This window comes from Streptococcus sp. E24BD (assembly GCF_041807825.1).
Classification (GTDB): Bacteria; Bacillota; Bacilli; order Lactobacillales; family Streptococcaceae; genus Streptococcus; species Streptococcus entericus.
In genome coordinates, this window is sequence record NZ_JBGTZB010000001.1 from 71211 (window position 1) to 96757 (window position 25547).

A 25547-nucleotide genomic window follows, 5' to 3' on the forward strand; every position below is an offset into this window, starting at 1 on the left:
ATTATAGCCTAATTAAAGGTGAAAAGGCAACCCTTTTCAATGTCATGTTAATTCGCCTTCTTATTTTTAAGCTCATGAAGAAATCATCCACTGGATAATTTCTTTGCTCCTGTATATATTTTTTAATCGTGGCTTCGTTAAGTCCTACTGTGCTTACATAATAACCCTCTGCCCAAAAATGGCGATTGCCAAATTTATATTTCAAATTGGCGGGTTTATCAAACATCATAAGAGCACTCTTACCTTTTAAATAGCCCATGAAACTGGAAACGCTGATTCTTTGAAAAGGCAACCCTTTTCATTTTTCTCCTTTCGCTCTACAATAGGCTTGAACACCTTTATTGTATCGCGTTTGGAGTTTTTTTGGTATAACCTTCGATGCGCACCAGCATAGCGGGTGGTTTATTGGTTACGCACCTTCGGAGCGTAACGGACTTAAAGTCACATAATAAAGGCAAGAACGCTCTAAATTGTTCTTGCCTAAGCAATTATATTTTCTAAATGTGATAATATCCTCCTTAAGAACAGATTGTAGAACGCTCAAATCCTTGATTTAACAGCGTTTTAAGCACCTGTCATTATTATGACACAATCCCCCCCCACCAAGTAAGATGGCTTTTGGGGTAACTGATGTCGTTTTGCCACGAGTTAAGGAACGAATAGTTCGTTTTAAGGCTAAGTCAAAGTCATCTTTGCTAAATTCTTCTAACCGCATTAAGCCACCACCTGATGATGAGCAAGCTCCAACATTCGCTCAATACCATCTAAATAACCATTGTAACGCTCCACTTCATCAAAAGTATTGACAAGGTAAATCTTGGTATTGATAAGATCAGACAAATCATCACTCATCAAAATCCAAGGGCTAGTCTCATCATCAAAAGTAATTCCTTGACTATCTTGATAGCGATATAGTTCGGACAAAATCGCTGCGCCACGCTCTTTGATAACTTCAATTTTTAAGGTTAATTGATAATCTTCCACTGGTGTTAACATTTTTTCTTCTCCTACAATATCAACATAGGATACATTAAATTTCTGACAGATACGGTCTATGAGCTCTGTTGATAACGAGCTTGTCCCATTTTCATAACGGCTCAAACTATTTCGAGAAATTCCAATTATCTTGGCAAATTCAGGTTGGGTCAAATCATGCGTTTTTCGTAACGATTTGATATTTTCTCCAATCATAAAAAGTCTCCTTTGATTTTTTCTTTATTATATCACAAAAATAGATAACGCACCAAAAATGGTGCGTTATCTATTTTATTTATAATTATTAAAATATTAGTGACTTAGGAAGTGATATTTTCTGTTGCAACTTTAAATTTTTTTGATATAATTTTGTTAGTTTATAAAACAACAAATGGATTAGGAGGTTGTATGTTTTCAGGAAATCGTTTAAAAGAAAGACGAATAGTTTTAGGTTATTCACAATCTGCTATGGCAGATAAACTTCATATCAATCGTTCCTCCTACTTCAACTGGGAGAATGGAAAAACGAAGCCAAATCAAAATAATCTCAGACAACTAGCGACTATCTTGGATGTTTCAGAAACTTATTTTGAATCTGAGTACAATATAGTCAATACTTACCTCAAGCTCTCATCAGAAAATCAAGGAAAGGTTGATCAGTATGCTGATGAGTTACTTCAAAAACAACAATCACAAGAGAAAGTAATTCCTCTTTTTGCAGTTGAGGTCTTATCTGATGTTTCACTATCTGCTGGTCTTGGGGAATCGCTCTTTGAGGAATACGAGACAGAGACCGTCTATGCTGAGGAAGAACAGTATGGTTATGATATTGCTGCTTGGATTAAAGGAGATTCTATGGAACCCATCTATCTTGATGGCGAAGTAGCCCTTATCCGTGCTAGCGGTTTTGATTATGATGGTGCCGTCTACGCCCTATCCTGGAATGACTCTGTCTATATCAAAAAACTTTATCGAGAAGAACATGGCTTTAGAATGGTATCCCTCAACGATAACTACCCTGATAAATGGATTCCTTATGAAGACAATCCTCGTATCGTGGGACTTGTCGTAAGTCACTTTATGCCTGTTATAGGAGCTTAAATATGTCAGTCAATATTAAAGAAATGATTTATCTCAGAGATAACCGTATCTATTTTATGAAAAGGCACCCCTTTTCATGAAATTCTCAGGAGCTAAGCTCTCTACCAAACCATTATTGCCCATATCCTCCATAAAATCGACCTTGATGTCGTAAGCAGATTTGACTCTTGTACGGTTGAGGACATAATCACTAAACTCTTCCGAGCTAATCGTCTTCTTAGCATTACGGTCTGAAAAAGTAAAGCGTAAGCAACACTCATCCATGTGTTCATAAGCATAATCGGTCATGATAATAGTGTTCTCATAAGTCTCGATATACTTATCATTATTTAAGCAGACATGGTTATCCACAAAGACAAACTTCTGACTATCAATGGTCTCCTTAAAACGAACATTAGAAAAGTATTGAAAGCATAACTCGGTGAAAGAAATCGTATAGGTCTGCCTGTCCTTAAAGGCATCTAGCTCAAAACTGTAGTTTCTCAGATAACGGTCATCCAAATAATTATAGACACCATGAGCTTCTTTATAGCCTAACTCAATCATCCGAATTTTTGCGGCTTGTCTGGATACCCCAAAGAAATTTGCCAGACTATCTACCACTTCTGTGATGACTTCAATCTTAGACAGATTACTATAAATGGATGATAAGGCACGATAGAAATCCTCAATTTTCTGTCTTGTCTGCTTCTTTGGCATAAGGATTTTAGGAGCTAGGTTATTAGCCTGCCATTCCATCCAGTCTAAATCAGTCCAGTTGGCCACATCTGACAGGTTTTCCTGTGTTCGACAGGATACCGAATCATGAGTTTCATCCACAAGCATACGCAATTCATGATAAATGCGATGAAACTCCCAATGAACACACTCGTGGATAATAGTATTGTTTAGGGAGCCAATATTTCGTTTTTGAGAAACCTCCTCATCTGCACAAATTGTTCCTTTCTTGATTAATCGCCTAATAGCTTGATTGTTAGCATCATAAGTCTCTATCTCAGTATCCTTAAAAACCATCTTACCAAAAATGGAAAAGTCAGAAGAGAGCTTGGTTTCCATGATGGTAAGCCCCATAGCAGCCGCAAGTTCAGTCACGTCAATCTTGGTAGGTGACTTGAGAGCTTGTGGATAGTATTTGGCTAGAAAAGCGTTAGCCAACTCATCAAAATCTGTCTTTTTGATATAGGGTACACCTGACCGACTGAGGAAACGGCTACACCGTCTATTTTGTTCTTTCAGGTCAACGGATTGAACCACAAAAGACTGAATACCATTATCTAGGACAACTTCTGTGACCATTGAGAGCCAGATGGTTTTCTCATCTACCTCTAATTCTCCCTTATACCGTTCGCTCACTTCCACAAAGGCAGTCACCACAATCTCCATCTCCAAACGGTTATTGTCTAACATAGAGGTGTAAATAGCATAGACATCAATATCTATCAACTCGATATAATTCCTGGGATTTCGGATATTTCTAGTTGATAAATCAATCTCCTCTCTGTGTTCAATCAAAAACGCCCTGGCCTTAGTAAAAAGGAGATTATAATACTTCTTTTGGATATAGGTTTCAAGAGATGGTCTGGACATGGCAGGACTCCTTTTCTTTTATCTTGAATTCTATTATAGCTTATGGTATAATTTTGTCAAGTTATAAATCAACAAGGAGAAAAGACCATGTTCTCACCCACAAAACTCAAACAACATCGACAAGAAAAAAATCTTTCCCAGACTGCTATTGCGAGTGTACTAGGGATTACAAGGTCTGCCCTATCTTCCTGGGAAACTGGGAAAGCTGTCCCAAATAAAAAACACTTAGACCAACTCGCTCAAGTCCTAGATATTAACATCCAAGACTTGTACGAGGAGCACCCCCACCTCACCCTCTACAAACAGCTCAACAAGACAAACAAAAAGAAGGTCGATGAGCTAACTCACGACCTTCTCAGGGCACAAAAAGTTATGCCTCTCTTTAGTGTACAAGTTCTTGATAATATCGCTCTCTCAGCAGGACATGGCTCTGGTTTCTACGACGAATACGAGACCAGAGAGGTCTTTACCGACAAGGAATATCTCTACGATGTGGCAACTTGGATTACTGGTCATTCCATGGAACCTGTCTACCAAGATGGGGAAGTCGCCCTCATCCGTGAAGGAGGTTTTGATTACGACGGAGCCGTCTATGCGGTGGCATGGAATGAGCAAGTTTATATCAAGAAAATCTACCTTGAAGCCAACGGCTTCCGTCTCGTCTCCATCAACAAAGATTATCCAGATAAGTTCGCACCAGCAGAGGATGAGCCAAGGATTGTGGGGAAAATAGTTGGGAATTTTATGCCTATAGAATAGTATAATTCATCAAAACTTTTCCGAACCTACTTCACATATTATACGAAAGACATAAAAATTTAACATTATGATAAGAAAAATCATTCTTAAGATATGAGGATTCAATAATATATAAGGGTAATTTGATTCGACTTAGCAATACTCTATCTCACTAACCTGCCAGCACTGGCACACGACTCATTACTCTTGAGTAATATTAGTTACCAAGCAACCGAAGCTCTATTAAAACTATATGACCAATCAAACTCATTGAATAAACAAGTATTTTTAGCCTTCGATAAAGCAAGCTCATATTCTCCAGAAGCGAATAAACTCTTGTCAGAAAATATTGTATTGAGACTCTCTAGTGACGGAAATGAACTCTACGGTATTTCATGGAACAAAGGAGAAAACTCAGATGAAGTTTAGCTACAATAAATTATGGAAACTTCTTATTGATAAAGGTTGGACCAAAACCAAGCTTAAGCAAAAAACAGGAATCAGCACTTCAACCATTGCAAAGTTAGGCAAGGGAGAGAATGTCACTACTGATGTACTTTTAAAAATTTGTACAGTACTAGATTGTCAGATTGGGGATATTATGGAAATTATACCGTATATTGAATGATGGTTACTGCAGATATTAAAATCAGCCTAAATGATTCAGGCTGATTTTTCTATTGATTCAAAAAAAACTATCTATTCTGTGATAACATGAATAACAGGACACTCTATGAAGATAATTTATATAAGATAGAGAAGCCATTCTCATCTGAGAAGCAATCTTTAGATAATCTTCATTGAAAAAAGTTTATTAAATTTTGAACAAAAACTACTCAACCTGACAAACTAGCATAATTAAAAAATTTTTTGAATAATAGCATATATCAAACCTAAAATAGGGACAGCTACCCATATCCAAAATTTCCATCCATTTTGAATTTCATTCTCAAGCTCCTTGTTATGAAGTTTTAGAAGTTTATTTTCATTTTCTAGTTCGCGGAATTTATCCTCTGCGTTCATCTACACTTCCTCCTTAAATTTATCCAACTGCAATTGCATAGAGATAAATATTTTTTTTATCACTAATTTCATTAATAAAAGTTTCTATTTTATCATCAAACCAACCTCCCATCGGTAAACTTTTTATTCCTAGCGCAGTAGAAACAAGCTGGATATTTTGTGCAATATGACCAGCCTCTAAATGCAAAAGTCGATAAGCTAATAATCCATATTTATTGAAAATATTTTCATAGTTCGAACATAACATAATTATCATATTTACCTTTTTAAATGAATTATTTTGTACGTCACTGTTTTTACTTGTTATTGGGGCAAATGTTTCTAAGTCTATAATATTCATACTTTTTTTAAATTCAAGTCCGTCATACTTTACTTCATATATACCATTCTTTACTTCATCCATATTATCAATATAAACAAAAGGAGTAATTGAATTTAACGCACCTGATGTAGGATAGCTAAATAAAGGAACCTCTTCTCCAAATACAAACTTGCAATTTGTAGGAGAGAATACAGTTTTCAACAAGTAAATCAGTTTGTCAAAACTCACATTCTTATCAAATTCATTTAGTAAAGACGATCTCCTTTTTAAAAGTATTTTATCAAGTGACTCCAGTTCATAATCTAACTCAAAATCTTTAAATTTAATGCTATTAGAGCCAGATATTCTATTTTGACTTTTGAAACTGTACTTATCCCTAGGCTTCGATATTTCCCAATATTTAGATTGGTATGATAATACTTTTTTTATTTTTTCAAAAATAGAAATATCAAAAAAATATTTTTCCATATTAATCAGAATTCTCCCTCAGAAAAAAATCTAGCATGGTAACTTCAATAGTGGGAGAAATTCCCATCCTATTTGCGAACATATGTATTTGGGAAGAAACTATCCCCATGTATTGCTCTTTTGAAACTAAAGTAGAAATGACAAAGAATAAATTATGAATCTTTTTAACATAAATATCAAAATCTTTATTCAAAAAATTTTTATTTTTAATAACTGTAATATTTTTTTGAATAAATTCCAAGATTTTTTTGTCAATACCGACCCCTTTACTCTCCCAGAAATTAATAGCATAGGAATCCATCTTTAAAATTTCTTCACTTGTTAAATTACATTCGTTATGAAATACAAAAATAATATAGAAAGTCAATAGAATTTTACACAAGAATTTTTTTTCGTAATAATAGTTATCTACCACATTAAGTAACGCAGTTGAAATCTGACTACAGATACAAAATAGATCTTCGCTTACTATCAGAGCTTCTTCCCCGCCATATCTCTCTATTTCCGGTATATAGGCAATGTTTTCAATAGTCGCATTTTTCCTCAATTTTCTATCCATCTTTCCGTTGTTATCAATACTCTCATTATAAATTTTCTTATAATCGGTCTTATTTAATAACTTCGTTGGAGGATTATTCTCCCAAAATTTATAAGCATACTTATTTATCATACTATCAATTGTTTCGAAATTTTGTGTATCCCTCACCAAATATCTTAATCGAATATGAGGCCCCCCTTCCCAATAACGAATATAGAAATATTTTTCAATCTGATTCTGATTAACTAATTTATCCATAAATTTTGATAAATAGATTACCAATTTATCAAATTGTTGAACATCATGATAAAATAAATGCTTTGATTTCCAATCTCTTTTCATTTATTATTCCTTTATATATAATCTTATGGAAATGGATGGGGAAGATGGTTTATGGAATTCAATGTAATACTATTTACATTTCCCCCTCTATAATCTACATAATTTTTTATCCTCTCTATATTTACACGCCGATTTGAATGTCCAAATGACATATTAAGAAGTCCAGGAATCAACACTTTAACACAATAAAGTCCAAATTTTTCGGAAACTTTATCACTTATATTCACTACATATATATCTCCAAATTTTTTTTCAATAATTTTTATTAGTGCCTGTAAATCTGAGGTAAGCGTTGCATGTGAATAAGTATTAAAAATTCTATTCTCATCAAATTCATTTTGATATTCACTATAATTATTTTTAAATAAAAAGGGCATTTTATTTTTATAATCCGCATGAGCATGATACAATATATGATCGTCAATATCTCGTATTAAAGAAAAATTATTCTGAATCTCCTCAATAAATGACTCTTTACTTCTAACTTCAATTAATCTTTCAAAAGTTGGCACAGAGGTTATTACTTCAAAAATTGCTGATTCAATTGCACTTAAAGGATTAATATGACAGCCTGCAGCTGAAAAACTTCGAATACTAGCATTTTCATTATGATTTATATACAATGCCCAAATTACTGGTATGCCCACTTCTTTAGTTATATTAAAAAGTTTGAGCTCACAGTTATCCTCTTTTAGTCTTTCATTAATAATACGTAGGCGAGATGGTAAAGATTCCCATGATAATTGTTTTACTTCTTCTTTTAAATACCATGTAAGTAAAAAATTATCTCTTTCAATAATTTCTAAAATCCCATAAAAAATAGCTTCCTCAATGCTACTCCCCAAAGCACATCCATTTGATGTTTCATAAACAAACCTTTCATTTTCTTCGCTTTTACTAAAGTCTTTATAAAATACTAGTTGCGAGGGCAATAAGCAAATTTTTCCGGTAGTTATATTTTTACCAAATATCCAATCATAATTTTTCTCAGAATCAAAATCATGAAATTTATAGGAACTATCTCTATATTCTTTATTAGAAAGACAAAAATCAACAGGATTTAATGTATTGTACTTTTTAGATAAATCAGAAAAACACCCTCTAATTAATTTTTTATAGCGTCTATTTCTAGAGTTGCAGTATCTCTCTAATGACTCTAAAAAAGCAGATTTTGTTGCAGCCTCTGTCATAAAAGTCCTTCCCCAGCCTGACTCGTAACCAGCATCAACATTAATCTCTACTGCATGGAGAGGCGCATATTCGGAAATTTTTTCATCATATGAATGATGAAAAAATCCAAAATTTCTATCTAGATATCTAGTAAAATCGAATAGATGCTCACTCTTTTTTAAACGATAATTTTTAGGAGATAATTTTTTTCCTTCACCAAGTAGAATATCTGCCATTCTTTCCGACATATCGTAACTACTATTTTCACAGCTACAACTAAAATGGAAAGTAAAATTTGTAGTATTTACCCCCTCAATACTATACTCCTCTACCTTAGGGTCTAACTTCTCATTAAATAGTATTAAATTTGATTTTAACCTATTATCAAGATTAAAATGTTTACTAGGTAATGTTCCGTATTTCAGGAATAATAATAGATTATGCTCAGGGTTGTTATCTTTAAGTTTTAATAATAGACAGTTCAAACAAGGTCTAGATGTTGATTTTGGAAAATACAATGCATATATAATATTAAAAGCATTTATTATAAAAACGATATTCCTGTTAGGTGATTTAATAATAATATTATTTATGTTTTCAATATCACGTCGAGATTTCAAGTATATGATCAAATCAACTTTTGAATCTGGGTTAAGTGTTGATAACTCTTGTGCTCTAATATCAATATTGGTATGTGCACTTAAAAGTTGTAAAAGTTGGTCCTCAACATCAACAATTTCAATTATTCTCATTTTAAACCTCTCCCATAAAGATTCCAAGCTCCAGTCCTCTCAAAGAACCATTTGAATAGTATTTTTGAGATTCATTTATATCCAGATAATCATTAAAATCATCTGATAAAACAACAAATAAATTATCCCAATTTAATTTTCCAAATAGTTGCTCAGATAAAACACTTTCAACAGAATCTAAAAGCTTAACAATACTTAATTCATTTAAGGCAATTTCTGAAAAGATTATGTTAGAGTGAAATTCCAATTGCCCCACAAAAATATTATTGTACTTAAACACTCTTCTTGTGTAACCTTTACTACCTTCGCAAGCATTTAGGAGTTTCATTTTGCTTTTGTTGATATTAATTGAGTTTTCTATCAATTCTCGCTTACTCACTATGCTTTTACAACAAACATCTTCTAATTCAAAATAATTATTTAGATTATACGAAACCATTTTTTGGATGGCTGAAAAATATGTCTTACTGATTATCAATATGTAATTTTCAGTATTCTTTAAATTATATAACAAGCAATAATAAGGAGATTTAGAAATTGACGAAAAATTTGCTACTTCACTCCAAAGAATTTCTGCACTTTTAGCAATCTTAATTTTTTCTGTCTTATTTTCCCAAGACTCTATCGGATTTTTCGGATTATCAGAATATAACTTAATATCATAAAAATAATTTCTCTTAATAAAATCAATCAAACTATTTTTCTTAGAAAAATAACTTTCACTTTTATTTTTTTCAAAATCAAACTGCTTTAATTTTCCTGGAAGCTCTTCTTTTCTAAATTGAAGATGACTCATTCCAAAGCTACTAAAATACCGATATAGTTCTAGATTATTAATTTCTAGTTTTATGTAATCCTTTATCAGAAAAACACTCCCATACTCATCCAATATTACATCTACATAATCCATATATTTCAGCCTCCTTTAAAATCGAATTCTACATATCTTTTAAATACTCAAAAAAAGCTTGATAGTTAAAATTTGACTTACTAAAGACAATAGTACTTAGAGCTCCACACAACACAGTCCTTTCTACACTACTTACTTGTAACATTGAAAAAATTTCATAAACTTGGTTCACGAGAGACCTATATCTTTGAAATTGCCAACTATCAAAAAAATCTGAAAATCCTTCAATTTTAAATAAAGACTGGTGAAAGTCACTTAGCTTGGCTACTTCTTTTTGTACGTTATCAATCTTATAGTCTAGCGAATTATATAACAATCCTGATTTTGCTAATAATTCGCTATATGTCGTTATTTCGCTTAATATATGATCCCAATCATCAAATAGCTGATTCTCAAAGGTATCACTTGGAGAATCAACTAAAGTTCTATCCAGATTTATAATATAATCTGAATATTGCTCAACTAATTTAGAAATAGAGGAAACAATCCTCTGTTTAACCGAAACATATTTATCTGAGGTGAGTGAATCTAATCTGCTCATATAACCTTGATAATGAGAAAAAAATGACATACACCCAAATTTCGCTCCTTTAAATTCATCATAGCAAAATTGCTTTGAAGTCAAATATAATAATTTCAATAGTAACAATCTTTTTTTATCATCCTCTAAGTCAATAATTTGATTTCTATATTTACACAACAAAATCAATTTTAATTTTTCAATTTTTATAAATTCAACATTCGGATAAATTTTAGATATTTTACTTTGCCAATCTAATTTTTCTTCCACTATTGAGTAATCTGTTTTTATATTCGTTAAATCCATTTTGGGACCAGAATGATTTAGTATGTTAATTTGGTTTTTTACCTGCTCAAGAGTATTCTTATTTGTAACCCTAAATTCCTTAAACAAACCTAAAATTTTAGTAAAAAAATCTGTTAATAAGACAGTTGTTTGCTGTCCTCCTGAATGTAATATTTGAATACTAAAACCATTACTACTATCAACTTTAATTGAATTAATTGCATCCATCAATTGCTTATTTTCATTTATAAATTCATATAATTCATACAGAACTTTACCTCTAATTTTAGAATTATATATGTAACAACGTACTTTACTTGAAATCATAATAGATTGCTCCTATTCAGTATACTCTTTTATATACTCTGTCATCATTACATCTTCATCAAGATTTGGAATGAGTTCTTCAATAACCATGTAATCAAACTTGTTTAATTCTTTAAAGAATAACTTATTGAAAAGTATACTGGTAAAATCAAAATACTGGGGCTTTTCAAGATTAACAAAATAGTTCTTATCTTCTTCTATAATTTTCCCAAAGTAGACCATTACTTTAGTATTGAAACCAGCTCCTTCTAAAAAATTTAAAATGTACTCTATTTTATCTGGAAATCTCGAATCCAAAAAATCATTTATATACGAAACTGATACAATAATCTTCTGTCTTGAAAGAACAACATTGTCTAACTCTATCCTAGGAATTGTAACTTTATCTTTACCACTTAATACTAAATTATTAATTATCTGCTTTGATAAAGAAATTTGAAATGATCCACTGTTACTGATTGTATCCAAAGTAGCAGCTAGAGCAGGAATTGCTGACTTAATTACAGAACCTTGGAAAATAGTTTTTATCAATTCCCTTCTATTGTTAAACAACCTAATTCTGTTGTTACTATCAACACCAAACAAGAGTTCACTCATTTTTATAACTTTTTTTATATACTTAACATTGATTTGGTGATTTGGGATTTCAATTATTTTCTCAGCTGTCAATACTCTAGAATTTGCATTAAATCCCCAACAATAAAACATATCCGCAATTCTCTTTTCAAAATTTAAAAAGTCAATATATTCTCTAACTTCTTTAATAGCGAATATTTTCGGATAAAATGTAAGGAACCTATTAAAATATGCTAAATATCCTGGGTAAATATTATTCACTACTACTTTATCTCCAGATAACTGAAAAAATATGCTATTTGAAAAATCTAGCAAATCATTCTCTTTTAAAAAGTTCTCCAACTCTTCTACAAAATCATTTTTTATTACTACTGTTTTATCCACATCAACCCCATTCAAAATATTTTTTATAAATTCCTCTCTAAAAAGTAGTAATTGCTTCAATATATTTGACATATATTCATCTGGATAATATGTTTCCAAATTAACATTAGCGAGTCTAGGAGCTTCTTTTATGATTATGTTAACTATATCCTGAACTATTTCTTCTGATGTCCCTACCTTCTTGTGTTCTCTCTTGTATTTATTATAATAATATTGTCCGAATAGTAGCTGAAAAAACAAATTACTATCAAATAATCTCGTTAGAATTAATAGCTTTCTTATTGACTTATTGTCAACTTTTAAACTTTCTTCTTCAATTTGCCTCAACTCTACAATATCTTGATAAATAAAATTATCACTACTAACATTGTTAATATTTAATAGTTCACATATTTGCCCAAAACAGTCTTTGAGTGATTGAATCTGAACTTCAGAATGTAAAAAATTATAATTTATTATTTCTAATAGACGCTTTGATTCTAAAAGTAGCAAAGACACTTTATTTACTATAGGGTTCTTACTATTTTTATCAGAAATCCATTTTAGCAAATCCTCTAAAATATGAGGAGATTCAGACAGATACTCAACAGAAAGTAACATTTTATTTTCTAATAAAAACTGTATTACCTGTGATTCTTTACTAGGATAATAATCTGCTATAAAACTCAATAAATTCTTGTATGATATTTTTTCTACTGAACCTATCTTATAATATAAATCTTCTAAAAATTTCGTTTTAGGAAATTTATAAAAAGTATCAAGAGTTTCAAATACCTTTGATGAGTCATTTCTGCTTTTTGAAGCAGTGTACACCACTTGATTTCCACTAAAGGTCACAGTATCATTCATATAGAAATGCAGTGTCACTAGGAAATCATTGAAATACTTTAATTTTTCAAAGACTTCTAACAACAATTTATAATTAATTTGAACCGAATTCTTTTTCTGTTTAATCCCCTCTAAGGAAGAATGACATAATATTTCACTACTAGTCAAAGTGCTGAAGGGACTTAATTTCAATGTTGCCCGACACAGTATTTTTAATAAATAATAATCAAAATTTCGATTTTTTTTGTTGTGTACAATAGGTAATTGACTAATATACCGTTTGTATCGACTATATGCACTTGAAGATAGAAAGCATATCCCATTTCGAATATTTGGATTTTTACTAACTTTGAAAATAATTTCTCTCTCTTTTAGATATTCATTTTCGATTACTTGCTCAATCTCTAATTTTATAGAATCCAGTTTTTTCTTACAATCCTTTAGCGTAACTACCTTTTCCTTTAAATCAAAACTTAATTCTTCTAAAGGTATCTTCGAAATATTGTCATTAAAAATTTTTCTTTTAAGTCCGACTAAATCACTTCTGTTTTTCCCTGAAATAGTTGCAATCTCTTGTTCTAATTTTTCCAACAAAAGTTCTTTCAAGTGATCAAACTCTTTTTGTTCTAACTTTCGTAGGATATATAAAGACTGTAGTTTCTCCGAAGATAATTGAAATAACCAATTGGGACGTAAAGGATTTTTTCTCATTATGGTTATTGGAAATTCTTTCATAACCCCCCCTAATACCTATCATTTAGGAGCTAGAAGCCTCCTACACAAAATATAAATTGAAATCTCAACCTAATAAAGATTATTCAAATTTCATACTTCATGGCTGCTACTAGACTATTTAAATAGTATTTTTAGTCATATTTAAAAATTTTTATAGCGATAAATAAGAATACTACTGTAAATGTCAGCACCACAGCAAAATCCACAGCCGAAGCGCTTCCATTTATCCAAGTATCTTTCAATAAACTTAGAGCAGGATAAGTAGGCAATACTTTACTTATCTTTTGTAAAATTTCAGGCATAAGTTCCACTGGGTATGTTGCACCACTTATAAAAATCAAAAAGAAATATGAAACAAGTGCAACTGATTGGGACGTTTTAGCATCTTTTGTCAAATTTGCAAATATCATTCCTAGCAAGTAAACCATACACCATACCACAAAGAAAACTCCTATCATTGAAAAAATTGCTTTTCCATTTAAATTCATATCCAGTATATAAATTGCTGTTAAAAGAAGAGAAACTACCGAGATAGTAACAACAAACAGTTGCAACAAAAAATTTGCAATAATAAAATCAAAGGTTGATACTCCAGATAATTTTAAGCGCTTAAAAAATCGGATTAATCGATTATATGACATACCAACCCCAACATTCCCAACTCCAATAACTAATATTGTCAAAAAAACATACATTGGGAAACTATAGTCAACCGTTGCAACTTTTTTCCCCTCCAAAGTAATTTCAGAAAAATTTGTCGACTGCATCCATAAAAAAAACTGAGGAGCAATGAAGCCAAAAAATAAAATTACTGGTGTTCTCATTAATTTCAAAAATTCAACTTTAAACAATCCAAAGAATTTATTCATTAAAAGTTCCTCCTAGCACTACTTCGTACATATTACTAACACTTCCATATTCCTCTATAACTGCTGATATTTTTTTATCAATTTCAATTTTTCTATTATTGATAAGTACAACCCTATCGCAGAGTTCCTCGATTTCTTCCATATAATGACTCACAATAATAAGTGTTCGCTCTTCTGAAAATTTCTTTATATAATTTCTTATTTTAGACCGACTAAGTGAATCCAGACCTGTTGTTATTTCATCAAAAATAAGTATATGCGGATCATGGAACAATGAAAACACAATATTTAACTTCTGTCGCTCACCTCCAGATAGATTGGCAATTTTTTTTCGAATCAATTGTTTTAATTCAAACAGTTCTAAATAAAAATCAGCTTTGCCTTTTATGTTATAAATACTCTCCATTAAATCACAATAATCTCTTATTGTTAATCTTTCATCAAAACTAGCATCCTGTAGTTGTACTCCAAAGTTTCTATAGAATTGTCCATCATTTAAAGAATATTTTATTTCTCCAACTTTAGGACTTTTTAATTTTAATATAGCATTTAGTAAAGAGGTCTTTCCACATCCATTTTTTCCTATAATTGCTATTTTTTCGCCTTCATTGATTCTAAGATTAATATTCTCCAAAATAGTATCTGCCCCATAAGCAATTTTAATATTTTTTAATTCAATCATTTTTACCTCCAATTGTTACTGAATTGTCCATCCACCATCAATAACTAAATCATGTCCAGTTATCATTTTTGCCCTACTGCTTATTAAAAATAAAATAGCACCTGAGATGTCTTTAGGAGAGGCGTAACGCTGCAACGGTATTTTCTCTTTTGCATCTAATAACATATACGAACTGTTTAATAGTTCACAGTTATCTTTTGTTTCAATGAATGTTGGGGAGATTGAATTTACTCTAATATTAAATAGAGATAATTCCAAAGCTAAACATCTACATAGCTGACTCAGCATAGACTTACTGACACAATAAGGCAACCTTTGAGTATTTGCAACTATTCCGTGCTGAGAAGAAATTACAACAAAACTCCCCTCTGTTCTCCTCCTGATAAATTCTTCTGCAATATCCTTTATAAATAGTGAAGCATATATAAAATTTAATTCAAAAACATCACACAATTTATTATAGTCCCACTGAAAAAAGGGTACTAGTAAATTCTTACCAATTATAAATACACAAGATTCAATTTTATATTTTTCAAAGATTTTACTTATAATATTTTTTACAGTAGACCTTTTGCGTATATCTATTCCAAAAAAATCAACGTTTGTTTGATTTCGAAATATATTATAAAATTCTTCCTCCCGAGCGGGTAAATCAGAAGCAACTACAAAATAATTCTCCTTTATTAAATCAAAAATTGTTCTTTTCCCAATTTCGCTACATGCCCCAGTGACTAATACAAATTTCATATTTTAAACATCTCCTCATACGTCTTCTTTATTATATTTACTATTGCAGTAACTTCATCAGTTTCCGTAATAAACATAGGGACAAGTGTAATTCCATAATTAGTATCATTGCTATATACATATGTAATTAATCCATTACATAACAGTTCTTCAAAAAAGCACATCAATACCTCATGATTTACTATATTATGGAATTCCAAAGTTATAAACAATCCCTTAATAAAGAATCTACTAAGATAAGGAGCTAACTGCATTTCGATTTCTTGTTTAAATAGAGTTGATAAATTTAGAACTTTCTTCTTGTAGTTTTTCTCTTTATATTTTGTTAGAACATACATAGCACTCGCTGTTAATATCGGATTAAAATTCTGTGTAGAAAAGTGTTCAAAGGTATCCGTAGTAGATAGTTTTTCAAAAACGGTATTTTTAAAGATTGTAACACCAAATGGTAATATACCATTGTTTATACCTTTTGATAAACAAATTATATCCGGTCTAACACCTAAATCAATATATGCAAACTTTTCACCAGTTCTATAAAATCCAGTTGATACCTCATCAAAAATAATTTGAATTTCATAATCTTTACAAATACTCACAATTTCTTCCATCACCCACTTAGGAATTTCAAAACCTCCGCCATAACAAATTATAGGTTCAATAATAATTGCTGCCGTTTTTTTATGATATTGCTTGACATATTCTCTGAAGAATTCTAAAGTTACTTTATCATGTATAAAAGGAATAAAAACATGTCCTCCCATTAATGGAGAGTAGGGTTCAAATAATCGGCGTTGCGTCCCAGATATACTCCAAGCACCTATCGTTCCTCCATGATAACTTTTATCAAATGAAACAATCAATTTTTTCTCATCATTTCCATTTAAATTATGATATTTTCGAGTAGCCTTGATAGCAACCTCGATGCTTTCAGAACCAGATAAAGAAAAATATACATTACCATCCAAATATTCAGCAAACCTCAAAAGGGCTTCTGCATAGCTCTTATTTATTTCAGTGGTAGATATCCATGGATTCAATGATCCACACACTTTAATTTGGTTTGTTATTGCTTCAGTGATTTCTTCATCATTGTACCCTAAATTTTTGTTCCAAAGGCAGCTAATTGAATCTAAATACTTCTTACCTTTGGAATAGACGTGACACCCATCGTGACCATCAATAACTAGCAGATTATTATATCTCTCTCTTTCAACCGATGAAAAAATTTGCGACATAGCCCCCTCCTCTAAATTAATTTACTTTGAGGAAATATAATATTTTAAGTTAACTCTGTCTACTACGTATCTAACTTGATTTATATAAAATACTATATATCTCCGATAATATTGTTCAGTAAAATTTTTTGGTTCAACATATACTTTATCCATTATTGAAATTTCTTTTTTTATTAGAAGTGATATCACCAAACTTTTTAATAGATTTTTTATTTTCCAACTATCTAGTATATGTTTATTTCCATTAATAAGTTCATTTTCATTCTTATCATCGTTCAATTGATTAAAATCTTCAAATTGAAGCATGCAATTATCCAAATCACCATCTTTGAAAGCGAATCTACTAGCTTGTTTTCTATAATTTAAATAATTAAAAAGATCCAAATTAATCAAATCTTTTGTGCTAGAAATTGACAAACGTGCGATATCAATGAAAGATTCATTATTTACTACAATAAAATTCTCATTTTTATAATATGGAATAATAAATTTCACGAGTATTTCCCCAGTTAAATAAAACTGAAAAAGCATTTCTAGAAATTCATATCTTTCTTGAAAAGTAAATAAATCAACTAAGACTTCTCTCCCATCATATACTTTAACATCTGTATTCTTGTAGTTTTTAAAGTTATGATAACTGATAGGAAAAGAATCAATTTTAATGCTACTCGATTTATCCCAAATTTGTATCTGGTCAGCTAATTGCACTACATTAACTAACCCAAAGTTACAAAAAGTTGAAGTATTATCAGTAATAAAAGAACTATTTACATTACTATTTAAAAGCAGATAGTCTAAATCTACATTTGTAAAATTATCAATTGATAAATGAATTACACCACTGTATTTCTTTTCTATTGGATATATCCCTGTATAAAAACACAAAAAACCATTTTTAAATACTGAAAAATCAATATCAAAATTATGTTCATACGGTTCCCAAATAATATGTTTACGGAATTTAATAAAAAAATCATTAAACAGGAGAAAGCTTAGATTATCCCTTATTATAGAATAACTTTTCGGATATTTTATAATAATGTCCCCATATAATCTCCGAGCTATACTTAAAACTTTATAATACGTACATTTTTCAATAGGGATATTATTTACAAAGACACTTACTAATCCTGAATTCTCTAATTTAAAAAAAATATTATTATCCATAGTTTTAATAATAGAAAAGCCTGCTAAGACCTTTAAACTTAGCAGGCAGACTAAAGCTAACCGGCTAAAATATACCGACTAACTATGTGCAACACGATGAACAACATGAGCAAGAACCGCATGTTGAATAAACGTTATCTCCAGTACTACCACTTGAAGCAGCAGTTTCAGGAAGCACAGAGACGTCATCAAGTTCGATGACTTCAAATTCAAAGTCATCAAGAAAAGAAATATCTAAATCTCTCTGTTTATCCATTTCATCATCCTCCTTATTATTTTTTACAATATCATTGTAAACGATTTCTTTTCGTTTGTCAAGCTTTTTATAAAAAAAAGTCACAACGTACTCATGAAGAGGAAACAACACATTTCTTCTGAAAAAAATGATTATAATCTGGAATTATGTTCTATAAAAATTCACTTCAATTAGCTAAGATTTAAATAGATTTTTTAAAGGGGATAATTGTCTAAAATTTAACTTTTTACAAATCAAGGTGCCTCTCTAAACTAGCAACCTCTCTAATAACTTTACCCATATAGCTATAGACAGTATAAAAGCCTTGGAAACAGCTTATTCCAAGGCTTTCTTTGTATTCTATTGTATCAATTACCTTATTCCGATTTCGGTGTGGTTACTCATTTTGATACAATTTAAGCGTTCTAGGATTTAGGGGGGACATCTATTTCCTCATACTCCTTTACCCACGTCCCCCCTTTGTGTCTACGGAAATAGATACCTTATAAATTTCCCAGAACTTCAGCTACCTCAACTGAGGTAGTCACTCTGATACTACCCCACCCCAAGCTAAAAAGCCTTGTCTCCAAGGCTTTTTAGCTTGCTTTCGTTCAAAGGTTTCTAGGCTTTCACCAGCAAACCAACTACCTCGACGTGATGCGTCTGTGGAAAAAGATCCACTGGTTGCACCTTGGTCAGCTGGTAGCCGAGTTCTTGGTAAAGCTTAATGTCACGCGCCATGGTGGCTGGGTTGCAGGAGATGTAGGTGATTTTTTCTGGGGACATGGCAGAGCTGGCACGGATAAAGCTTTCGGTTAGCCCTTTTCGTGGTGGATCGACGATAATGACCTTGGGGCGAAGCCCCTCGCTCTGCCATTTTGCCATCGCATTCTCAGCCGTATCACAGACATAATGGGCGTTCATGATGCCGTTGTTCTGGGCATTTTTCATAGCGTCTGCGACAGCCTTGTCCACGACCTCGACCCCGTAAACAGCTTTGACTTGACCTGCTAGAGAGAGGCCGATGGTACCAATCCCAGAATAGGCATCAATGACAACATCGTCTGTACTCAACTCTGAAAAATCAATCGCCGTCTGGTAGAGTTGCTCAGCCATTTCCGTGTTAACCTGATAAAAGGACTGGGCTGAAATGGCGTAAGTATTGCCTAAGAGCTGGTCCTCAATCGTGTCGCGACCGTAAAGCGTGATGAACTCCTGACCAAAAATCACGTTAGTCGCTTGGTCGTTGATGTTCTGGATAATAGAAACGAGATTAGGGAAGTCAGCGGTCAGCCGCTCGATGAGCTGCTCAACACGGAAAATCTTGGGACGGGTTGTCACAATCACCAACATCAGCTGCCCTGTCGCATAGCCACGACGGACCACGAGGTGGCGAATCAGTCCAGCTCCCGTCGCCTCGTCATAGGGTTTGAGGTCAAACCGACGAAGCAAGTCTCGCGTCGCCTTAATCAAGCGGTCAATCTCTGGATGCTGGATATAATAATCCTCAATCGGTATGAGGTCATGCGACCCTTTTCGGAAAAAGCCCGTCTCAAGCTGTCCATTGACACGGCGGACAGGAATAGCCGCCTTATTGCGATAAGCCAGAGGTTGCGCCATACCGAGAGTATCCAAAATAGGAGCATCCGTAATCCCTGCAATCTTGCTTAGAGCAGCCTTAACCTGAGCAGTCTTAAACACCAGCTGCTGGTCATAGGTCAAGTGACCCAGATCTGCAATCCCCGTCCGTAGATAGCTCGTATCAAGTGCCTGATTTCGGTGGGGTGACAGGCTGTGATAGGTCTCCACCTTACCAAAGCCAACCGATTTTTTGACCTTCAAGACCCGCATGGCAATCTGCTCACCTGGTAGGGCATTGTCCACAAAAAAGACCAGCCCCTCGCGCTTAGCCACCCCCTGCCCCTCATGGGTCAGGTCTACAATCTCAACATCAATCACATCATTCTTTTTTAGCATGTTTTCTCTTTTCTATTCATAAAAATTGGAGCAACGTCTCGTCCCTCCATTATACCATATTTAGCCCTTCCTATAACAAGTGACAAACAATAAGTTCTATGTTATAATATCTCTATAGTTTATAGGATAAAGGAATTTTTTATGAAACGCTTTTTTAATCTGATGATTGTTACTATATTGTCGCTTGGGTTAATGGCCTGTTCAAAAACCAATCAGACTGATGACACAACTTCTTCTGTTGAATCTCAACAGATTGTAGCCAAGCACTCTGATATTCGACTAAAATTTAATGACATTAGTCTTGCTAAAGCAGATCAAGAATTTAAAGGCGGGACAAATCTCGCAAAACTGAAAGAATTATTTGGCGAACCTGTTTCTCATGAACAAGTACCAGCTGGAGATGTCACGCTTGACGTGTACCGCTGGCAGTTTGAACATGTTGAAGTCCTTGTCCAACTCTACCAAGACAGCGCCATCGCACGTTCAATCTCTAATTTTTACTTTATCAGAGATTCCAAGATTGATGCAAAAACCTTTGAACAGCTTAAAGAAGGCATGACCTATACACAAGCAGTTGACCTCTTAGGTGAACCTGATGTCCTCTCTCAAGGAGTATCCTCTGACAAGGAAGAACTCCAAGCACTCTGGGTAAGTGGCTTGAAAACAGACAATCAAGCGCAACTTCAGCTCCTCTTTGAGAACAATGCACTCAAAACTAAAAATCAACAAGGTCTCTCTGACTAATTAGAAAAAGAATACTGGCATACCCAGCATTCTTTTTTTACTGTCTGTAAACAGCTAATGGAGAGAAACTTTGGCTAGTTGGCATAACTTCTAAACGATTGATGTTGATATGTGGTGGCTGTTGAAACAACCATGTGACCATCTGCGCGATATCCTCAGGTTGGAGACTGTTTGTGCCGTCATAAAGTTCTTGTGCACGCTGGGCATCACCTCTGAAGCGAACAGTCGAAAATTCTGTACCTCCTGAAAGACCAGGTTCAAGGTTGCTCACACGAACACCCGTGCCTGATAAATCCGCCCTTAAATTCAGGCTAAACTGTTTCATGAACGCCTTGGTCGCCCCATAAATATTCCCACCTGGATAAGGGTAAGTACCTGCAATAGAGCCAATGTTAATGATATAGCCCTTCTGTTCAACAAGGGTAGGCAAGAGCTGGTGCGTCAGATAAGTTATACCAACAACATTTGTTGTTATCATGACTTCCCAGTCAGCAAAATCTGCTTCCTGTGCCTTATCAAGCCCCAAGGCTAAACCAGCATTATTTACTAAGCCTGATATCACCACACCTTGCTCACGCAGTTCCGACAGCGCAGCCGTCACAGAAGCCTTATCGCTCACGTCCATCTGAATTGGAATAAACCGTTCTCCTAGTTCTGCTTTTAAGCTCTGCAATTTATCAAAACGCCTCGCTGCACCAACAACTGTATAGCCAGCGCTCACCAAATCATGGCAAATGGCACGCCCAAAACCTGCGGAAGCGCCCGTTACTAAAATACTTGTCATGTCATATCCTCCTATTCTACGATGTATTATACCACATTTTTCGTGAGAGAGTTGACTGCGGCTTGACTTTGTTTTGAGATAGCAGTACAATAAATTTGAACTATTAAATCTAAAGGAGATGATGTTATGATTCGTTTTGACCATGTGTCTAAACTTTATGGAGAATTTGAGGCACTATCTGACCTCAATCTAACCATTAACAACGGGGAAATTTTTGGACTTATCGGTCACAATGGTGCTGGCAAAACCACAACGATCAGCCTTCTAACCTCCATTATTCAGGCGACTTATGGAGAGATTTATGTTGATGACCTGCTCCTGACCCAGCACCGCGATGCCATTAAAAAACAAATTGCTTATGTGCCTGATTCACCTGACATCTTTCTACATCTGACTGCACGTGAGTATTGGCAGTTTTTAGCGAGCATTTATGGAGTGTCTAAGGACATGGCAGAGCAGCGTATTAGTGACCTCTGTGCTCTGTTTGACATGACTGATAAGCAGGATAATCTCATCGATAGCTTTTCGCATGGGATGCGGCAAAAAGCAATCATCATCGGTGCCCTCATTCCAAATCCTGACATCTGGATTTTAGACGAGCCCTTGACTGGATTAGACCCACAAGCCTCATTTGACCTCAAACGTCTCATGAAAGAACATGCCCAAGCTGGACATACCGTGCTGTTTTCAACCCATGTCTTATCAGTAGCAGAGCAACTGTGTGACCGTATCGGGATCTTGAAAAAAGGGCAACTTATCTTTGTTGGAACCTTGGACGACTTGCGCCAAACTTACCCAGACAAGGACTTAGAGACCATTTATCTGGAGCTGGCTGGTCGTCAGCAAGAAAGTACAGGTAGCTGAGATGAATTGGAACAATGTCAAAGAACTTTTAAATATTAACTTCCTATCTGCCCATCCTCAAGTCACCTCACAGGTTCAAGCCAAGCAAGCCCAGAAACCAAAGAAAAAGTTTTCAGTGATTAGGGGCGTTCGTAACCAATTTCTCATACTCAGCTTCGTTTTCTTTGTCCTCTATTCAACCATGTTTATCGGTATTGATTACAGCAAGTCACCAGGCTATTTCTCAATACAACTTGCCTTGTTTAGCTTGATTGCACTGGGAACTGGCTTTAACAGCCTGTTTGCCGTCTTTTACGACAGTAAAGACACCAAGCTCTACCTCTCTTTGCCAGTCAAGTCAGAGGAAGTCTATCTGGCTAAGCTACTAGCCGCTCAGCCTGCTATTCTGACCTACCTCATTCCTCTCTTGTCTCTGCTAGCCATCGCCTACTGGCAGATTGGATCGCCAGTCATTGCAATAGTATTGACACTTCCTATGTTTTTACTCTTGCTACTGGCCATCAATACGGTGTCACTCCTTCTTCTGGATAGAATTGGTCAAGTCCTTGAAAAAAGTCGCCATAAAAAAATCATCTCAACAGGTCTAGTTGTCCTATCAACTCTTCTGTCTGTTGGTCTAATTTTTTTAGTGCAAAGTAGCTCAACTAGTGTTCGTTTGGCTGGAGACGGTGGTCTAATCACGGCTAAGATTCCTTACTTTATTGGATTTTATCATGTTGTGGCAAACCCATTTAGCCTCGACAGCGTCTTGCACTTCTGGTTACCTAATGCCCTCCTGATTGCCTTGGTCATCTATATTCTAAAACGAGTTATTCCGACATACTTTGACCAAATGCTAAAAATCAGTGCCAACCAAGGGCAGGTGACACGCAAAAAACGAACAAACTCAAAAGAATACAGCCTAAAAGAGGCCATCGTTCGTCATCATCTTAGCACAATCAAGGATGGTAATTTACTCATGCAGGCTTTCTTGATGCCTTTGATTGTCGGGTTTAGCGGCTTGATGCCAATTGTCGGCTCTGAGGGTGCTAACTTTTCAGCTATTGCGCCAAGTTACTATGGTACTGCTTTGGTTTTAGGCTTAATGCTAGGCGCATTGACAACTGGTGCGACAAGCCTCTTGTCTGTGGGGATCTCCCTCGAACGGGAAAATCTAAACTTTATCCGCACGCTACCGATTAATTTTATTAGCTTTTTACAGTCAAAATTTTATACCCTTCTCTTGGTTCAAATCGTTCCAATTCTCGCACTTCATATTCTAGGTGGACTGATACTAAGACTATCCCCACTCCTCATCCTTGCTTACACCATTGGTTATTTGGCAGCCGCTTATTTAGTCGGTCTAAGGGCTTACCGACGAGATTACAAACTCTTAGACCTTAACTGGCAAAACATTAACCAGCTCTTTAGTCGTGGCCATGGCCAGTGGGTTGTCGCTTTTACCATGCTTGGTGTGATGTTTCTTGGAATGTTCATTATCATTGGCTCAATCATTATGAGTAGCTTTGTCTCAGCTCACCTGATTAGCGCAGGACTGACCGCCCTCGCTTTCGTCATTCTAATCATCGCCTATTGGTTTGTCGGTCGCGGTTTCTGGAAAACATTTGAATAAACCATGGATAACTAAAAAAAGAAGTGAGGTCACTTCTTTTTTTAGTTATCTAACGTTTGTGCTGCGGTAATGATTGACAGCTTGTAAATGTCTTCTGAACTTGATCCGCGTGATAGGTCATTAATTGGTTTGTTAAGACCTTGCAAGATTGGACCAACGGCTTCAAACATGCCCAAACGTTGTGCAATCTTATAGCCGATATTACCTGATTGCAAGTCTGGGAAGATAAAGACGTTTGCCTGACCGGCAACTGGGCTATCAGGAGCTTTGAGTTTAGCTGTAGCCTCAACAAAAGCTGCGTCAAACTGGAGTTCACCGTCCAAGGCCAAGTCAGGGCGAGATTCTTTTGCCAGACGAGTCGCTTCAACAACTTTTTCAACCTGAGCACCGCTACCACTTCCCATCGTTGAGAAACTGAGCATAGCGACTTTAGGGTCAATGTCAAAGATTTTTGCAGTATCAGCTGTGCTGATTGCAATTTCAGCTAATTCTTGAGCATTTGGATCAATGTTAATCGCACAGTCAGCAAAAATGTAACGTTCATTAGTATTTTCACGGTTCATCAGGAAAACACCTGACGTCCGTGAGATACCTGGCTTTGTCTTAATGATTTGTAGGGCTGGACGAACCGTATCCGCTGTTGAATGAATAGCACCAGAAACCATCCCGTCTGCCAAGCCCATTTGCACCAGCATCACGCCAAAATAGTTCACATCACGCAAAATCGTTTCAGCATCTCCTGGGCTGACTTTGCCTTTACGAATCTCAACAAAAAGCTCTTTCATCTGATTAAAATCAGCATAGTCATTTGGGTTGATAATCTCGATACCAGGGTTAGAAAAGCCAAGGTCTGTCAATAAACTATGAACATCTTGAGGATTACCAAGGATAATTGGCTCAGCCAGACCTTCAAATTTCATACGAGCTGCGGCACGAACCACACGATGGTCATTGCCCTCAGGGAAGACAATCTTGATGTGCTTACCAACAATTTTCTGCTTTAATTCACCAAATAAATTCCGAATTTCCATCTCTAACTCCTTGTTC

The 25547-nt window shown here is 34.3% G+C and carries 24 protein-coding genes and 3 pseudogenes; 7 read left to right on the forward strand and 20 right to left on the reverse strand.

Translation table 11 applies throughout. The annotated features are described in order from the left end of the window. Position 1: 1 nt before the first annotated feature. The 3 genes and pseudogenes from tnpA to pezA all read right to left on the reverse strand — a co-directional run. Positions 2-280 (reverse strand): annotated as a pseudogene (gene tnpA / locus ACERC5_RS00340) (IS200/IS605 family transposase); the annotation flags it as partial. A 318-nt stretch (positions 281-598) separates the two neighbouring features. Continuing rightward, positions 599-715 (reverse strand): annotated as a pseudogene (locus ACERC5_RS00345) (toxin PezT); the annotation flags it as partial. Continuing rightward, a complete protein-coding gene (gene pezA / locus ACERC5_RS00350) occupies positions 715-1191 on the reverse strand; it encodes a type II toxin-antitoxin system antitoxin PezA (protein WP_256770380.1) in 477 nt (158 codons plus the stop codon). The pseudogene ACERC5_RS00345 and the gene pezA, both read right to left, overlap by 1 nt. Positions 1192-1383: 192 nt before the next feature. Here pezA and ACERC5_RS00355 point away from each other — a divergent pair, with 192 nt between their 5' ends. After that, entirely contained in the window at positions 1384-2076 is a 693-nt protein-coding gene (locus tag ACERC5_RS00355; protein ID WP_373658830.1) for a helix-turn-helix domain-containing protein, read from the forward strand. 54 nt (positions 2077-2130) lie between these two features. Here the strand turns inward: ACERC5_RS00355 and ACERC5_RS00360 are convergent, their stop codons facing one another. Continuing rightward, positions 2131-3663 carry an ImmA/IrrE family metallo-endopeptidase gene (locus ACERC5_RS00360; protein WP_373659871.1) on the reverse strand — a complete coding sequence of 511 codons (1533 nt, stop codon included), beginning with the start codon at positions 3661-3663 and terminating at the stop codon, positions 2131-2133. Between the two features lie 87 nt (positions 3664-3750). On the opposite strand from ACERC5_RS00360, the gene ACERC5_RS00365 reads away from it, so the two are divergent. The 3 genes and pseudogenes from ACERC5_RS00365 (at position 3751) to ACERC5_RS00375 (ending at position 5029) form a co-directional block, all read left to right on the forward strand. Continuing rightward, a complete protein-coding gene (locus ACERC5_RS00365) occupies positions 3751-4422 on the forward strand; it encodes a S24 family peptidase (RefSeq protein ID WP_373658828.1) in 672 nt (223 codons plus the stop codon). A 126-nt stretch (positions 4423-4548) separates the two neighbouring features. Beyond that, positions 4549-4830, forward strand: a pseudogene (locus tag ACERC5_RS00370) (DUF2326 domain-containing protein); the annotation flags it as partial. Further along, positions 4820-5029, forward strand: coding sequence for a helix-turn-helix domain-containing protein (locus tag ACERC5_RS00375; protein WP_373658827.1), 210 nt, complete (start codon positions 4820-4822; stop codon positions 5027-5029). The pseudogene ACERC5_RS00370 and the gene ACERC5_RS00375, both read left to right, overlap by 11 nt. 230 nt (positions 5030-5259) lie before the next feature. Here ACERC5_RS00375 and ACERC5_RS00380 read toward each other — a convergent pair whose 3' ends face one another. The 14 genes from ACERC5_RS00380 to rlmD form a co-directional block, all read right to left on the reverse strand. Then, complete coding sequence (locus tag ACERC5_RS00380) at positions 5260-5424, reverse strand: hypothetical protein (protein WP_172643155.1); 165 nt, start codon at positions 5422-5424, stop codon at positions 5260-5262. A 19-nt stretch (positions 5425-5443) separates the two neighbouring features. Then, the gene (locus ACERC5_RS00385; protein ID WP_373659872.1) at positions 5444-6214 is read right to left on the reverse strand and encodes a SagB/ThcOx family dehydrogenase; all 771 of its coding nucleotides are present in this window, start codon (positions 6212-6214) and stop codon (positions 5444-5446) included. A 1-nt stretch (position 6215) separates the two neighbouring features. Continuing rightward, entirely contained in the window at positions 6216-7094 is an 879-nt protein-coding gene (locus ACERC5_RS00390) for a lantibiotic dehydratase C-terminal domain-containing protein (RefSeq protein ID WP_373659873.1), read from the reverse strand. 23 nt (positions 7095-7117) lie between these two features. Continuing rightward, complete coding sequence (locus tag ACERC5_RS00395) at positions 7118-9016, reverse strand: YcaO-like family protein (protein WP_373659875.1); 1899 nt, start codon at positions 9014-9016, stop codon at positions 7118-7120. A 1-nt stretch (position 9017) separates the two neighbouring features. Further along, entirely contained in the window at positions 9018-9926 is a 909-nt protein-coding gene (locus tag ACERC5_RS00400; RefSeq protein WP_373659876.1) for a hypothetical protein, read from the reverse strand. 28 nt (positions 9927-9954) lie between these two features. Then, the gene (locus ACERC5_RS00405) at positions 9955-11058 is read right to left on the reverse strand and encodes a hypothetical protein (RefSeq protein WP_373659877.1); all 1104 of its coding nucleotides are present in this window, start codon (positions 11056-11058) and stop codon (positions 9955-9957) included. A gap of 12 nt (positions 11059-11070) precedes the next feature. After that, complete coding sequence (locus ACERC5_RS00410) at positions 11071-13581, reverse strand: hypothetical protein (protein ID WP_373659879.1); 2511 nt, start codon at positions 13579-13581, stop codon at positions 11071-11073. Between the two features lie 131 nt (positions 13582-13712). Continuing rightward, positions 13713-14450, reverse strand: a complete 738-nt coding sequence (locus tag ACERC5_RS00415; protein ID WP_373659880.1) for an ABC transporter permease — start codon at positions 14448-14450, stop codon at positions 13713-13715. Next, a complete protein-coding gene (locus ACERC5_RS00420) occupies positions 14443-15132 on the reverse strand; it encodes an ABC transporter ATP-binding protein (RefSeq protein ID WP_143935231.1) in 690 nt (229 codons plus the stop codon). The genes ACERC5_RS00415 and ACERC5_RS00420 overlap by 8 nt, the downstream gene beginning before the upstream one ends. 15 nt (positions 15133-15147) lie before the next feature. After that, positions 15148-15879, reverse strand: a complete 732-nt coding sequence (locus tag ACERC5_RS00425) for an SDR family oxidoreductase (RefSeq protein WP_373659881.1) — start codon at positions 15877-15879, stop codon at positions 15148-15150. Beyond that, the gene (locus tag ACERC5_RS00430) at positions 15876-17117 is read right to left on the reverse strand and encodes an aminotransferase class III-fold pyridoxal phosphate-dependent enzyme (RefSeq protein ID WP_373659882.1); all 1242 of its coding nucleotides are present in this window, start codon (positions 17115-17117) and stop codon (positions 15876-15878) included. The genes ACERC5_RS00425 and ACERC5_RS00430 overlap by 4 nt, the downstream gene beginning before the upstream one ends. 21 nt (positions 17118-17138) lie before the next feature. Further along, entirely contained in the window at positions 17139-18284 is a 1146-nt protein-coding gene (locus tag ACERC5_RS00435) for a hypothetical protein (protein WP_373659883.1), read from the reverse strand. Between the two features lie 82 nt (positions 18285-18366). Beyond that, complete coding sequence (locus ACERC5_RS00440; protein ID WP_373659884.1) at positions 18367-18624, reverse strand: thiazolylpeptide-type bacteriocin; 258 nt, start codon at positions 18622-18624, stop codon at positions 18367-18369. Between the two features lie 516 nt (positions 18625-19140). Continuing rightward, positions 19141-20496 carry a 23S rRNA (uracil(1939)-C(5))-methyltransferase RlmD gene (gene rlmD, locus ACERC5_RS00445; protein ID WP_373659886.1) on the reverse strand — a complete coding sequence of 452 codons (1356 nt, stop codon included), beginning with the start codon at positions 20494-20496 and terminating at the stop codon, positions 19141-19143. Between the two features lie 141 nt (positions 20497-20637). Between rlmD and ACERC5_RS00450 the strand changes: the two genes are divergently transcribed. Continuing rightward, entirely contained in the window at positions 20638-21240 is a 603-nt protein-coding gene (locus ACERC5_RS00450; RefSeq protein WP_373659888.1) for a DUF3862 domain-containing protein, read from the forward strand. A 37-nt stretch (positions 21241-21277) separates the two neighbouring features. On the opposite strand, the gene ACERC5_RS00455 is transcribed toward ACERC5_RS00450, so the two are convergent. Continuing rightward, positions 21278-22024 (reverse strand): SDR family NAD(P)-dependent oxidoreductase, encoded by a 747-nt coding sequence (locus ACERC5_RS00455; protein ID WP_373659889.1) that lies wholly within the window; start codon positions 22022-22024, stop codon positions 21278-21280. A gap of 126 nt (positions 22025-22150) precedes the next feature. On the opposite strand from ACERC5_RS00455, the gene ACERC5_RS00460 reads away from it, so the two are divergent. Both ACERC5_RS00460 and ACERC5_RS00465 read left to right on the forward strand, forming a co-directional pair. Further along, positions 22151-22888 carry an ABC transporter ATP-binding protein gene (locus ACERC5_RS00460; protein ID WP_373658806.1) on the forward strand — a complete coding sequence of 246 codons (738 nt, stop codon included), beginning with the start codon at positions 22151-22153 and terminating at the stop codon, positions 22886-22888. Position 22889: 1 nt separating this feature from the next. Beyond that, on the forward strand, positions 22890-24500 hold the full coding sequence (locus tag ACERC5_RS00465) for an ABC transporter permease (RefSeq protein WP_373659890.1): 1611 nt from the start codon (positions 22890-22892) through the stop codon (positions 24498-24500). A gap of 41 nt (positions 24501-24541) precedes the next feature. Here the strand turns inward: ACERC5_RS00465 and pta are convergent, their stop codons facing one another. Further along, complete coding sequence (gene pta / locus ACERC5_RS00470; RefSeq protein WP_373658803.1) at positions 24542-25531, reverse strand: phosphate acetyltransferase; 990 nt, start codon at positions 25529-25531, stop codon at positions 24542-24544. Positions 25532-25547: the final 16 nt, after the last annotated feature.

Excerpts from the sequence above, each read along its gene's own strand:
- ACERC5_RS00390 (WP_373659873.1), bottom strand. The coding sequence starts at position 7,094 with ATGAAAAGAGATTGGAAATCAAAGCATTTATTTTATCATGATGTTCAA.
- ACERC5_RS00465 (WP_373659890.1), top strand. The coding sequence starts at position 22,890 with ATGAATTGGAACAATGTCAAAGAACTTTTAAATATTAACTTCCTATCT.
- ACERC5_RS00420 (WP_143935231.1), bottom strand. The coding sequence starts at position 15,132 with ATGATTGAATTAAAAAATATTAAAATTGCTTATGGGGCAGATACTATT.
- rlmD (WP_373659886.1), bottom strand. The coding sequence starts at position 20,496 with ATGCTAAAAAAGAATGATGTGATTGATGTTGAGATTGTAGACCTGACC.
- ACERC5_RS00380 (WP_172643155.1), bottom strand. The coding sequence starts at position 5,424 with ATGAACGCAGAGGATAAATTCCGCGAACTAGAAAATGAAAATAAACTT.
- ACERC5_RS00455 (WP_373659889.1), bottom strand. The coding sequence starts at position 22,024 with ATGACAAGTATTTTAGTAACGGGCGCTTCCGCAGGTTTTGGGCGTGCC.
- ACERC5_RS00425 (WP_373659881.1), bottom strand. The coding sequence starts at position 15,879 with ATGAAATTTGTATTAGTCACTGGGGCATGTAGCGAAATTGGGAAAAGA.
- ACERC5_RS00435 (WP_373659883.1), bottom strand. The coding sequence starts at position 18,284 with ATGGATAATAATATTTTTTTTAAATTAGAGAATTCAGGATTAGTAAGT.
- ACERC5_RS00375 (WP_373658827.1), top strand. The coding sequence starts at position 4,820 with ATGAAGTTTAGCTACAATAAATTATGGAAACTTCTTATTGATAAAGGT.
- pezA (WP_256770380.1), bottom strand. The coding sequence starts at position 1,191 with ATGATTGGAGAAAATATCAAATCGTTACGAAAAACGCATGATTTGACC.
- ACERC5_RS00405 (WP_373659877.1), bottom strand. The coding sequence starts at position 11,058 with ATGATTTCAAGTAAAGTACGTTGTTACATATATAATTCTAAAATTAGA.
- ACERC5_RS00460 (WP_373658806.1), top strand. The coding sequence starts at position 22,151 with ATGATTCGTTTTGACCATGTGTCTAAACTTTATGGAGAATTTGAGGCA.
- ACERC5_RS00430 (WP_373659882.1), bottom strand. The coding sequence starts at position 17,117 with ATGTCGCAAATTTTTTCATCGGTTGAAAGAGAGAGATATAATAATCTG.
- ACERC5_RS00400 (WP_373659876.1), bottom strand. The coding sequence starts at position 9,926 with ATGGATTATGTAGATGTAATATTGGATGAGTATGGGAGTGTTTTTCTG.
- ACERC5_RS00355 (WP_373658830.1), top strand. The coding sequence starts at position 1,384 with ATGTTTTCAGGAAATCGTTTAAAAGAAAGACGAATAGTTTTAGGTTAT.
- ACERC5_RS00360 (WP_373659871.1), bottom strand. The coding sequence starts at position 3,663 with ATGTCCAGACCATCTCTTGAAACCTATATCCAAAAGAAGTATTATAAT.
- ACERC5_RS00385 (WP_373659872.1), bottom strand. The coding sequence starts at position 6,214 with ATGGAAAAATATTTTTTTGATATTTCTATTTTTGAAAAAATAAAAAAA.
- ACERC5_RS00395 (WP_373659875.1), bottom strand. The coding sequence starts at position 9,016 with ATGAGAATAATTGAAATTGTTGATGTTGAGGACCAACTTTTACAACTT.
- ACERC5_RS00450 (WP_373659888.1), top strand. The coding sequence starts at position 20,638 with ATGAAACGCTTTTTTAATCTGATGATTGTTACTATATTGTCGCTTGGG.
- ACERC5_RS00415 (WP_373659880.1), bottom strand. The coding sequence starts at position 14,450 with ATGAATAAATTCTTTGGATTGTTTAAAGTTGAATTTTTGAAATTAATG.
- ACERC5_RS00410 (WP_373659879.1), bottom strand. The coding sequence starts at position 13,581 with ATGAAAGAATTTCCAATAACCATAATGAGAAAAAATCCTTTACGTCCC.
- ACERC5_RS00365 (WP_373658828.1), top strand. The coding sequence starts at position 3,751 with ATGTTCTCACCCACAAAACTCAAACAACATCGACAAGAAAAAAATCTT.
- pta (WP_373658803.1), bottom strand. The coding sequence starts at position 25,531 with ATGGAAATTCGGAATTTATTTGGTGAATTAAAGCAGAAAATTGTTGGT.